Origin of the sequence: Faecalibacterium prausnitzii (assembly GCF_003287405.1) — a bacterium.
Classification (GTDB): Bacteria; Bacillota; Clostridia; order Oscillospirales; family Ruminococcaceae; genus Faecalibacterium; species Faecalibacterium intestinale.
Genome location: NZ_PRLD01000013.1, coordinates 65,948 through 76,781, shown reverse-complemented (window position 1 = coordinate 76,781; position 10,834 = coordinate 65,948). Strand labels below are relative to the sequence as shown.

14 protein-coding genes are annotated in these 10,834 nt (G+C 46.7%); 7 read left to right on the top strand and 7 right to left on the bottom strand.

Features of this window, described 5'->3' with window-relative positions:
• Together mobQ and C4N24_RS12245 are read right to left on the bottom strand one after the other, a co-directional pair.
• Positions 1–1,505, bottom strand: a 1,505-nt coding sequence (gene mobQ / locus C4N24_RS12250) for a MobQ family relaxase (protein WP_112091639.1), incomplete at its 3' end; no start/stop codon positions are given.
• A 262-nt stretch (positions 1,506–1,767) separates the two neighbouring features.
• On the bottom strand, positions 1,768–2,085 hold the full coding sequence (locus C4N24_RS12245; protein WP_097778411.1) for a DUF3847 domain-containing protein: 318 nt from the start codon (positions 2,083–2,085) through the stop codon (positions 1,768–1,770).
• 84 nt (positions 2,086–2,169) lie between these two features.
• Here C4N24_RS12245 and C4N24_RS12240 point away from each other — a divergent pair, with 84 nt between their 5' ends.
• The 7 genes from C4N24_RS12240 to C4N24_RS12210 all read left to right on the top strand — a co-directional run bounded on the left by C4N24_RS12240 (position 2,170) and on the right by C4N24_RS12210 (position 6,700).
• On the top strand, positions 2,170–2,709 hold the full coding sequence (locus C4N24_RS12240) for an RNA polymerase sigma factor (protein ID WP_242960722.1): 540 nt from the start codon (positions 2,170–2,172) through the stop codon (positions 2,707–2,709).
• On the top strand, positions 2,702–3,397 hold the full coding sequence (locus C4N24_RS12235) for a DUF4367 domain-containing protein (protein WP_112091638.1): 696 nt from the start codon (positions 2,702–2,704) through the stop codon (positions 3,395–3,397). Before C4N24_RS12240 ends, C4N24_RS12235 begins: the two co-directional genes overlap by 8 nt.
• 171 nt (positions 3,398–3,568) lie before the next feature.
• Positions 3,569–3,955, top strand: a complete 387-nt coding sequence (locus C4N24_RS12230; protein WP_223474531.1) for a hypothetical protein — start codon at positions 3,569–3,571, stop codon at positions 3,953–3,955.
• A 156-nt stretch (positions 3,956–4,111) separates the two neighbouring features.
• Entirely contained in the window at positions 4,112–4,504 is a 393-nt protein-coding gene (locus C4N24_RS12225; protein WP_223474532.1) for a hypothetical protein, read from the top strand.
• Between the two features lie 11 nt (positions 4,505–4,515).
• Positions 4,516–5,223: a hypothetical protein gene (locus tag C4N24_RS12220; protein WP_223474533.1), complete on the top strand. Its 708-nt coding sequence runs from the start codon at positions 4,516–4,518 to the stop codon at positions 5,221–5,223.
• A gap of 36 nt (positions 5,224–5,259) precedes the next feature.
• The gene (locus C4N24_RS12215; RefSeq protein WP_242983268.1) at positions 5,260–6,360 is read left to right on the top strand and encodes a trypsin-like serine peptidase; all 1,101 of its coding nucleotides are present in this window, start codon (positions 5,260–5,262) and stop codon (positions 6,358–6,360) included.
• 4 nt (positions 6,361–6,364) lie between these two features.
• Complete coding sequence (locus C4N24_RS12210) at positions 6,365–6,700, top strand: hypothetical protein (RefSeq protein ID WP_112091636.1); 336 nt, start codon at positions 6,365–6,367, stop codon at positions 6,698–6,700.
• 421 nt (positions 6,701–7,121) lie between these two features.
• Here the strand turns inward: C4N24_RS12210 and C4N24_RS12205 are convergent, their stop codons facing one another.
• The 5 genes from C4N24_RS12205 to C4N24_RS12185 all read right to left on the bottom strand — a co-directional run bounded on the left by C4N24_RS12205 (position 7,122) and on the right by C4N24_RS12185 (position 10,815).
• Entirely contained in the window at positions 7,122–7,403 is a 282-nt protein-coding gene (locus C4N24_RS12205) for a DUF6061 family protein (RefSeq protein WP_112091635.1), read from the bottom strand.
• A gap of 85 nt (positions 7,404–7,488) precedes the next feature.
• Complete coding sequence (locus C4N24_RS12200) at positions 7,489–7,809, bottom strand: toprim domain-containing protein (protein ID WP_112091634.1); 321 nt, start codon at positions 7,807–7,809, stop codon at positions 7,489–7,491.
• Between the two features lie 71 nt (positions 7,810–7,880).
• On the bottom strand, positions 7,881–8,531 hold the full coding sequence (locus tag C4N24_RS12195; protein WP_112091633.1) for a DUF4366 domain-containing protein: 651 nt from the start codon (positions 8,529–8,531) through the stop codon (positions 7,881–7,883).
• Positions 8,524–8,796 (bottom strand): DUF4315 family protein, encoded by a 273-nt coding sequence (locus C4N24_RS12190; RefSeq protein WP_112091632.1) that lies wholly within the window; start codon positions 8,794–8,796, stop codon positions 8,524–8,526. The genes C4N24_RS12195 and C4N24_RS12190 overlap by 8 nt, the downstream gene beginning before the upstream one ends.
• A 9-nt stretch (positions 8,797–8,805) precedes the next feature.
• On the bottom strand, positions 8,806–10,815 hold the full coding sequence (locus C4N24_RS12185; RefSeq protein ID WP_146746804.1) for a C40 family peptidase: 2,010 nt from the start codon (positions 10,813–10,815) through the stop codon (positions 8,806–8,808).
• Positions 10,816–10,834: the final 19 nt, after the last annotated feature.

Here is a 10,834-nt window from a genome sequence, read left to right as displayed (position 1 = left end):
TTCAGCACCGATTCCTTCTCCGGCATCTTACCGCCCGGTGCAGAAAGCTGCTGTTTATTCAGCACCATGTCGATATACTTGCGGATATTTTTCAGGGCAGAGATGTCCGGCTGCAAGGTTTCCAGTTGGGTGCGCAGCTCTGCGCTGCTCGATTGCAGCGCAGAAAATTCGGCATCCAATGCCGAAAAATCCACCGCTGTACTGCCGTTCAGCTTCATCAGGGTGCGGACAGCTTTATTGAAGGTGTCCAGTTCCTCTTTGTGCTGGGCGGCGTAAGCGTCCTTGGTCAGCTTGAAGTTCTTCTTGATAAAGGTGTCATGGATGGGCTTTAGCTTGGCATAGATGGTATCAGCGTCCTTGATCTGGGCGATTGCCCGCATACGGTTTTCGTTCTGCTTCAACTGTCTGCGGAGTGGGACGGCGGTTTGGTTCAGGTTAGAAATTGCAGTGTCCAAATCCTCGATGGTGTTCAGGGAATGGGCTTTCAGGTAGTCCACCGCCTGCCGAATCTCCTCAAAGTCCCGGACAGTGCATTTCAGTTTTGCCTTGCCAGACCAATCGCTGCGCTGCTCGTTGCGGAGATTGAAGTAGTCCACCAGCAGGTCGGACAGCGTGGGCTCCTTCGCCTTTTCCAGTGCGTCCAGAAGAAGCTGCTTCTTTTCAGTCAGGTCTGCGATCCAGCGTTGCAGCCCACGGATGGCACTGCGGATGGACTGCATCAGGCTGTTGGCGGCTCGAATGTCTCGGTTCAGGTTGCCGAGAAAAGTTTCCACGCCGCGCTTTTCCATCTGGTGCACAGCAGGGCCGAGATGCACGGTCGGTATCTGCTGGATGCCCTGCCGCTCAAAGGAGCGCAGGTCAACACGTTCTGGTCTGCCAGCAGCTTCCAGATAGCGGTTGATGATGGTCTCCCAGCTATGCCGCCAGACCTCGGCGTACTTCTGGTCGTTCCAGTCCACGGTGTTTTCCTTATGGCACTTCCAGTTGCCGGAGGGGAGCCGGATGCGCTCGCCGTTCTCGTCAAGGTCGTACACCTTTCTAGCTTTCGGGAGCCACTTGCCGTGTTCATCCATTGCCCGGATGGTCAGCAGAATGTGGGCGTGTGGGTTCCCATCTCCCTTGTCGTGAATGGCAAAGTCGGCAATCATGCCCTTGGCAACAAACTGCTCCTGACAAAATTCTTTTATCATGGACAGATACTGCTCCTGCGGCACCTCCACCGGAAACGCCAGCACGATGCGGCGGGCAAGCTGGGAGTTCCACTGGTTTTCCACGGCTTCCACGGCGTTCCAGAGGGTGGCACGGTCTGCATATCCGGGCGGCGCATGGGACGGCAACATGACCTCGGCATGGACAAGCTCTTTCTTCTTGTTGTAGAATTTGGTTTTCTGGTCATACTCGCTGAACAGCCGTTCGCCGCTCTGGTAAGCGGCCCCGGCAACGGCGGACTGCCCTTGGCTACGCTTGACGATGGTAATTTTGAAATGCGGACACGGAATAGGCATCACCCCCAAACAAAAAGACCGCCCAGCAAGATTGCTCTTGTGAACGGTCTGGAATCGTATTCGGTTGTGCTCGCCGCCTTAGACCGGAGTGCCGTGCGCTTCGGTCTTAGGCGGGAACCGCAAAAGGATAGCTGCAAAGCAGCGCAAGGAAAATGCAGTTTTCCTTGGGATGGAATCGGGCTGGCGCACAAACGCCAGCTTCGATTTCATCGAGCCGTCTGCAAGACCGCAATTTCACCGGAACGGTGTATAATTGCGCCCTTTATTCTAAAGGGTTCGGAACGCTGCGGCTCTCGTGCAGGTCGTGAATCATCTTTGCAAGAGCCAGCGCAACTTCTGGTTGACGGAATGCAATTTTCAGCAGCTCCATCACCTGATCGTTGGTGAGATCTTCTGGTGCAATCAGAAAACTTTCCAGCATTCCGGCACGGGTACACAGACGATGCACACGGGCTTTTCGGGTCAACTCCGGTATCTGATGTTCCAGAATTTTCTCACGGTGCTTGTAGTAGCGAAGCTGCTGCTCCGCTTTGGCTTTCTCGCTGCGGAGGTAGGCAAGGTCAGTTTTGGGTTGAGTCATGGCATCACGCTCCTTTACAATATTAGTGGTATTCGACATTTTTATTGGTTCGTGGTACACTACACACAATCAATGTAGATAGAGGTGATTGCGTTGCTTGCGTTATATCTAAGTGTGCTTGATGATCGAAGCTTTGAAGAAGAGTTTACCGAGGTATACAATACATACAAACGGCTGGTTTACCATACCGCTTACAAAATCATGGATGATTCGTATTTGGCAGAGGACGTGCTACAAGAGGTGTTTTTGTACGTTGCAAAAAATTTTTCTAAAATTCATCGAGAAAACTGTCACGAACTCGCTGCCTATCTCGTTAGTTGTAGTAGAAGCCGTGCGTATGATCAGCTTCGCAAGCGGCGCGAAGAATCGCTGGAAGAAATCCCAGATATTGAGGATAATGCGCCAGTGCCAGATGATGCAATAATCAGTGTTGACAATATCGAGAGGTTGACAGAACTGATTGGACAAATGAAACCGAAATATCGTGACCCATTACGCCTTTTGGCAATGGGATATACAAATCGTGAGATTGCGAAATCGCTGGGATTAACGGACGAAGTGGTACGAACACGGCTCTTTCGAGGGAGAAAACTATTATGGAAGGAGTTGAGTAACCATGAGTGAGCAGACAAACATTTCATTTGAAGCGGCCTTGATGATTGCACTTCGTGCAGATGCACAAAAGGAACTGGATACACTGCCAACACCAGAACAACTTGAAGAACTTTACCCGGATACTTCTCAATGGGATGAACGAATGGCAGTGGCATTACGGAGGAAAAAACACCGTCCGATGTTGAAACGGGTGTTGGTTGCAGCCTTGACGCTGGTGGTGCTGACCCTTGGCGCACTTGCGGTCAGCGCATACTTCCGCAAGGCAGTCTACACGATGATTCAAAAGTTTCTGCCCATTGAGATGCAGTTGACTTATCAGGTGGATGGCGAACCGCTGGAACGATTGCCGGATGGATACAGCGATCATTATGTGCCGGACGGCTTTGAAATGGACAATGCGCAGAAATTTGAACGAGCAGAAAACTTTTTACATGTTTACTCGTCAAAAGAAGCAGAAGAAAGCTACACTGTCCGTTGCTCAATTATCCAGCCGGGGCAGCAGTCCCTATTTGATAATGAGCATACAGTGTACGAAACCGTAAAGGTCGGAGAAGCAGATGGTGTACTTGGAACCAGTACGGATGAACATGGAAAGAATGTTTATACTCTAAGTTGGGAACATCGGGGGATTACACATACCGTTATGGGAAACATTCCATACGATGAGATTATGAAAATTGCAAAAGGCATCCGATAAGAAAGCCGGGCACTTGTGAGAGTTCACAAATGTCCGGTTTTCTTTTTGTCTGAACTTACAAAGATGGAAAATTTGAAAAAATTTCTCCTGAAAATTGAAACGAAGCGGATGCGAATTACGTTGATTATACAAAGGCTCTTGATAGGAGCGAAAAAACGGAGGTGTATGTCTATGTCGAAAAAGCGTTTGTTGTCCATTGTTATTTCAGCGGTGATTCTCTTGAGTTTTGCTTGCACCGCAATGGCCGTTGAAAAGTCTGAGCGGTATGTAGGCGATAGTACGGTCAACGGATCTATTTACCAAACATACTATCAAGTTGATGCCCAGACACGAACTGGAGTAAAGAAAATCAGCGTTTCAGGCGTTCTCTATGAAAAGGGAACAATTGGAACATGGCAAAAAGTAAGCAGCTGCTCAAACAGCAGCACGACCTCAACCTGCGTGGGGAGCGGTAACTTTAACACTAAGCCTGGAAAATCTTACAGGCTGGAGTATTCTGCAACCTTTAGCTATTCCGATGGGCGGAGTGAAACCATTACTGGAAGTACCAGTAGATAAGTGAAGCTTGTTATATATTTCAGCAAGTTAGAAAGGTGTGAGGTAATTATAAAGGCGAGATCAACGCACGTTATCCGATACCTAGCTATAGTCGCACTGTGCTTGCTTTTGGGCTTTATGCTTGGAAGAAAAAGCAAATATGAAAAACGAGATTATTTGAAACAATTCAAAATTGGAAAAGCAACATACTCTGAATCGTTGATATATGAGGCTTATGGCGGATTGCAAAATGATGGGATAATGTTAGCGGTATACTACGATGTGGATGCAACCAAGATTGTTCATCAACTCGATTCATGGGAGAAAATTAATGATTCCCCAACTATATCTTCTATATTAAAAAATGTGTCGTCATATTTTGGATTGGATTTTAAGATTCCTGAAATTGCAAGTGGAAATTTTTTTCTTTATGATAATAGTCAACATAAGGAACTATGCTCGGAAGCCGAAATGAATACATTGCTTTTACATTCTGAAGATGTGAATTTTAGTCTCGTTGTCTGGGACGATGAGAAGCACACAATTTATATAGTAGAGTACAGAATTTAAGGAGGTTCGTTATGAAGAGGTTCGTATCATTAGTTCTTTCGGTGTGTTTTTTGTTTTCGATAAATACTGTGTCTTATGCTGCTAATACAAGCAGCCGTAAAGCTAGCAATCCTGTTATTCAAAGCATGAATGATAAGTATCATGTTGATTTTTCGGGAATGTCGATAGATGAATTAAATAAGTTTATCGATAAGATGAAAGATGAAGATCAAACACGCGCATCTGGAAATTTGTTAAATAATACACAGCTTGCATGGTTGGCAGCTGCGCAAATTGCACGGGATAAGGGATATGAATGTGCGGCTCTTATGGTTGAATTCTCTGTATATAATATTGACTATTCTGAGAGTGTGACGGACTCTTCGACGCCATTGCTTGACAAGTTAAACACGACAACAGTTTTTAATAATTATAAAAACAAAGTACTTAATAGTGGCTTGAAAGATTTTAGCGGAGGAAGTTGGTCTTTTACAATTCAAAAGTCTGATAATGCAGATTTATTCTATGCATTGCATAGGGTAAGCACCTCTGGAACAGGCTTCATGATTGGTAATTCTATAATGTATTATTTGATTACCGTTCATGACACATTTGATTTTGCATATGACAACAACTATGACGACTTGTTTACTACTACAGTGAACAATTGGGCTTGGTTGTGCCAGCAGACGCATGTGTTGAATCCCATAGAGATAAATCTTAGCACGGCTATTGGATAAAAAATCAGTGGTATTTATTTTTTACGAAAGTAAAAGTTGAAACCTAAAATAAGGATGGCTCTAACGTATGAAAAATTTTACGGAGGCGTTTCCAATGCAGAGCAACTGATGTATAAGAAATCTTGTGTATACTCTAAAAGTAAAGAAGGAAAATTAAAATGGCTAGTGAAAAAATATCTCGTAGAATTTTTTTTGAAAGCAAGTGGGATTGTGGCTCTTTCTTCAATGGAGCTTAACTCTGGGCTGACTGCTTTTGCAGATAATCAAAGTGATGGAAGAAAATCTCATATCGAGAGATACCATAGATACGATTTTGATACAAAAGAAGAATCTATAGAGGAAATTATAGTTGAAACCAATTCCTTCACGGATGGAGAGACAACTGCAGGCTATTTTCCAAATGGAAAGATTTCGGATATTGATCTACCCGATCTGTATGCGATTATCGGAAGCAATGATATCACTGTTGTTGATAATCCAACAGCAACACCATATTGTAGCACGGTATGCCTACAGATAACGACCAATAATGGAGGGACAAATTATGGTTCTGGATTTATGATTGGGCCTAATGCACTTGCAACAGCAGCACATAATCTATATAGTATAAAGGAAAAAGCCTACGTTAAGTCGGTAAATGTCGCACCTGCTCGATCTGATAATAGTAAACCTTTTGGAAGCGAAAATGTATCGGCAAGTTCGATGATTGTTAGTGGTTCTTATCTTGCTGGAACAAGTTCAGAGGATTGGGCAATTATTACGCTCAAGAATAATTTAGGAACGAAAACGGGATGGCTTGGGTTACATTGGCAGTCTAGCAATTATTCATCATCACAGTTGGTGTATGCTTATGGCTATCCGAGCCAAATAAATGGTGCCGATGCGAGATATCGGATGTGTAAATCTTCTGGGTATATTAGAAGTCAGACTTCAAAATATCTCAAGGGCGATTGGGATTTGACAGGTGGCTTTAGTGGTGGTCCTCTTGTAGAATATATTTCTGGAGCTGGGTATGTAGCTATCGGAATCCATAAAGATGGAAGCACAATTGATGGTTCTTCATATCCGACTTCTTATACAGGGGCATTGAGAATAACACAATCGCTTTATACGCTGTTCCTTTCATACAGAGGTTGATAAAATGAAATGCAAACGGAAGATTATGGTTGGCATAGCATTTGTGGCAGTGGCTCTCTGCATTCTATTTCAATTGAATACATCCGGAAGAAAAAAATCGGAACTTATAGTTGAAGAAGTTGACCTGAAGAACAATTGTATTTATGCGACTGCAAAAAATCAATTATATGATACGGATGACAATTATATAATTTATGGCGCATCAAACTACTTGAAAGGAAATCTTCAGTTGTCGTATCTTAAAGAAGGCGAAAGCATTCTTGTGATATCAAACGGTAAGGTGTTGCTATCAGATCCGTATCAATTTGATAAAATATACAGTATTCAACTGTTGCAATAGCGTTTCATTTTCTCAATAAATAATATAGGCTATTTACAGCTGTCTCCTCTGTTAAGTGGTGGTGCAGTGCTTATTCTCAATAACGATGCGATTGATGAAAATGATAGACCTTTTAGGAATTTAGAATTTTCTCAATAATCAAGCCACCCAAATGGCAAACTTGAAATCATCGAGAGATACATAAGATATAGGGTTGAATCGACTTTCGTGTCGAAAAAAACAAGTGCTAGAAATAGCAAAATCCATTGAATTTTAGAACGACATTTATAAGAAACCAGTAGATTTGCCTGATGTTTGTGATTTCTTTGACCGTTGGGCCATTGATTTTGCACTACTATGAGCAAAGGAAAAACTTAAAATAAGCCAACAACCCGCCATTTGCAGCGACTGCAAGTAGCGGGTTGTTTGGCCTATTTAGAGGTTAGTCTTTCAGTTTGCCATGGTCACAACCGAGCGTGAGGTAGTGCTCTATCTCCCCGCTCAGCACCATCCGTGCGTACTCCAGCGGATTGTTGTATAGCAGCCAATCAAGTTCAGCTCGCTGTGCCGGGGTATTGCCGTACTCGTCCTCAATGGCGATACAATCAATGGAAAGGGTTGTGCCATCTTCAAATCGGGTTTCCACCCGGTTGGTGTCCATGTTGTAGCGGCAGGAAAGCGCTTTTTGAGAGTGATTAAGGTCGAAATTCTGATTTCGTTTCATTTGAATAGCTCCTTTAATGATTTTGAAATTTGATTTTCAACGAGATGAGGTCTCTTTTTTCTTTCTCCTAAGTCACCCAACCGCACTACCCTGCATCGCAGGCGTTCACCACATAATCAAATTTCTTGCTGCGGAGCAGTTTGCGCAGAACATTGAACTGCGGCTTCTTGGTATTGTGTACCAGCAGTTTCCACTCAACAGGGAGAATCGGCAAATCCTCAAAACGCCAGTTTTCATAGCGTTCATCGTAATGCTCCGGGGCTGCATACTCTGCCAGATGCCCCAGACACCAGCTTACCACGCAATCCCCACCCTCCAGATACCCGTCCTCCTGCCGATATGCACCGATCACTTTTGCAATGGATTTCGATACGCTCGGTTTTTCTGCAATCACCAGATATTTCAACGCTTTCTCCTTTTTTGAAAAAAGCAGGGATAGCCTTTCGACTACCCCTGCATCCTTATGTTACGGTTTTCTTATGTGCCATTTTCGTTGCCGGACTGATTATCCTCGTTCACCGTCGCAAGGCTCTGGTCGGTTTCCAGATTTTCACTCTGCGGCGTTTCTTCTTTCGGCTTCGGCTTATAAATGTAGAAGTAGAAGAAAGCACCTGCACCGCCCAGTGCCGCCACGAATACCAGCAGCAGAATCTTATTCATGCCACCGCTCGATTCCTCTTTCGGTTCTTCGATTTCCACATCCGGGGTAGATTCGGGTTTGGTTTCGGGCAGAACTACCGCAGGCGTTTCTTCTTCCTGCTGGCCGTTCCGCTCTTCATCATCCAGAAACTCCTGCAAATCGTATTCGTCGATCATCGAGAGCATATAGACGTTTTCGCTGTTCCTCGCCCGGTCGATCACCAAAAAGAACGTGTTGCCGCCCTTCGTCTTGACCGTGAAGAACTCCTTGCTGGGGTCATCCACCATGTTGTCCTCCACCTCACCGTTGCCTGCGATGGTGAACGGAATCTTTTCTTCCTCGGTCGGCTCTGCTTCTTCGATCACCTGCACGGGTTCCTCCGCCACCTCGGTGGTGTCCACAAAGGCAAAGGCCGGGGTCGAAAAGCCTACTGCCATCAGTAGGGTCAGAATTGTGCTGGGAATAACAACACCCAGCCGTTTAAGCATCTTTTTCAATCGTTTCCTCCGTTTCTGCTTCTCCCGAAGCGTTGTTTACGGCGGTCAGGAACGTCACATTGCCCGCCTGAATGTTGTCCAGCAGAGCCAGCAGTTCGCGCCCGCCCATCTTGGTGCTGCGGATGGCACGGATGATCTCGCTGTCCTCTTCCTTTTTCTGTGCTGCCCGGATGGTTTTCAGCCGTTCCTCCAGTTCCGCGATCTGCTGTTCTGTCTTTTCGGCTTCATCCAGATATTTCTGTAATTTCTTGCCCATCGTCCCTCCTTAGTTGATTCTGCCAAAGCCTAAGAAGTGGCTCTGCCAGTAGGTCGAGTTAATGCTGGTGTAGGAAATGGGGTCGCCGCAGTGGATCATCATACCATTGCCGACATAGATGCCAACGTGCGACGCGCCAACGGTGTTATAGGTTTTTTCAAAGAAGATCAAGTCACCGGGCTGCGCATCCGCAGGAGAAACATAGCTGCATTTTCCACGCAGACCGTTGGCCGTTGTTCGTCCAACGGTCCATCCATTGCCGCAGTTATTGATGACCCAGCATACGAAGCCGGAACAGTCAAAACTGGTGCTTGGGGAACTGCCGCCCCACACATACGGCATACCGAGATACTTTTCGGCTTCCTCGATCATCCTTGCGAACTTTTCATCCGAAAGGGCTTCCGAGGGAATGTCGTACTTGAAGCCACCGCCGGAGCCACCAGCACCACCACCTGTGCCGATACTGCCCGTTGTGCCGCCGCTGTAAGTCGGTGATCCTGCGCCGAACAGTTCGGGGCGGTTGCCGTAGGTCAGGTTGTAGGCATCGTATCGCCCGGTCTGCTTCTGGTTCATGTTCTTCCGCGCGATGGTGTCGAAGCCTTTATTTTTCAGCAGGACGTTAAGGATTTTGTACTCATACTCCACTTCTTCCTGATAGGTATAGGTTTCCATGCTGATGTTTCCAAAAGCGTCAATCGTTGGCCGAATTCCTACTCTGGTTTCCATGCGAGTGCGAATCTCAATGGTTTCCCACACTTTCAGGAGATACTGCTGCTTGAACAGTTCTTTGATAACAGGCTTGACCTGTCCTCTGGTGAACTGTTCATAAACCGCTGTCAGATGAGAAATCAGCTGATACGGGTCATGCCCGATCTCATCCAGCTGATAGCGGTATTCGTCATAGCCCGGATGGGTGGACTCCATCTGCCGAATCTGCTTATCCAGTTCCTTTTCCAGTTCCAGATAATCTTCTTCCGCACCTTTCATATCGGCGTCCTTGCTGGGGTAGGTCGTTCCCACAAAGGTACTGCCTGTTCCCTGAATTGCTGCGCCGCAGCTTGAAAAGGCCCCCAGCATGACCATCACCAGCAGGATGCCCACACCAATACTGACCCACAGGGTTTTATTCTGCACGACGATCTCCTGCACCGCCGCTTTCGCTTTCTCCGCAATGGTGTTGGTTGCCGCTGCCGCCTGCTTGCTGGCAGCAGTTCCGGCTTTCTGACCGCGCTTGGCGGCTGCATAAGCATCCTTATACTGCTTTTTCTGGTAAAACTTCGCACCGACTGTTTTTGTTTCACCTCCTGCGGCAGTCGGTGGCGGCTGGGGCTGTTTCTTTTTCAGCTGCGGTTCTGCTGCTTTTTCTGCAGTGCCTCCCTCACTCTCGGAGAATTTCAGGCGGCTGGATTTCTGATCCTCGCCACCTCTTTTCTCCGCTCTGGCAGATTTATCTTTGGGCTTTTTTCTGCCTTTGACAAAGTGGTGCAGGCGTTCGGCGGCTTCTTCCGACTTGTGAGCAGCTTCCACGCCGGAATTATCCTTTTCTACCTGATGTACTTTCTGATGGGCGAACCCGGTGGCGGTATCCACTCCTTTCTTGGCCACCTTCTTAACACCCATTCCTACGCCACGGACAATGCCGCCTTTTTCATCCTCAAAGGAAAGTCGTCCTTTCTTGGTCTGCGGCTCTGCATCCGATTCCGCAGGCGCATCCTTCGGCTTGCCCTCCTCCTGATGGGCTTTGTAATAGTCCGCGCTCTGCTTGGCGGTGCTGTGATGCCGGAGTGCATCCTCCTCCCCGTCCCCGGCATCCATGCACCGTTCTTCTTCCACGATAGCTTCTTCATCTGTTTCCTTTTCCGCAGTTTCATTTGCCGAATCTTCCTGCTCTGGCTTTTCTTCTGCGGTTGCGGACTTCTGTTCCCCGGTGCGGAGGTTTTCATCCACCAGACCATCCTTGGTCATTTTCTGGACGATTTTATCTCTGCCCCGGAACTTTTTGTCTGCTATGGAAATCACCTCCTTCCGGCAGAAACCG

Coding starts and splice junctions, on each gene's coding strand:
- C4N24_RS12245 (WP_097778411.1), bottom strand. CDS start 2,085: ATGACTCAACCCAAAACTGACCTTGCCTACCTCCGCAGCGAGAAAGCC.
- C4N24_RS12235 (WP_112091638.1), top strand. CDS start 2,702: ATGAGTGAGCAGACAAACATTTCATTTGAAGCGGCCTTGATGATTGCA.
- C4N24_RS12230 (WP_223474531.1), top strand. CDS start 3,569: ATGTCGAAAAAGCGTTTGTTGTCCATTGTTATTTCAGCGGTGATTCTC.
- C4N24_RS12220 (WP_223474533.1), top strand. CDS start 4,516: ATGAAGAGGTTCGTATCATTAGTTCTTTCGGTGTGTTTTTTGTTTTCG.
- C4N24_RS12210 (WP_112091636.1), top strand. CDS start 6,365: ATGAAATGCAAACGGAAGATTATGGTTGGCATAGCATTTGTGGCAGTG.
- C4N24_RS12205 (WP_112091635.1), bottom strand. CDS start 7,403: ATGAAACGAAATCAGAATTTCGACCTTAATCACTCTCAAAAAGCGCTT.
- C4N24_RS12195 (WP_112091633.1), bottom strand. CDS start 8,531: ATGCTTAAACGGCTGGGTGTTGTTATTCCCAGCACAATTCTGACCCTA.
- C4N24_RS12190 (WP_112091632.1), bottom strand. CDS start 8,796: ATGGGCAAGAAATTACAGAAATATCTGGATGAAGCCGAAAAGACAGAA.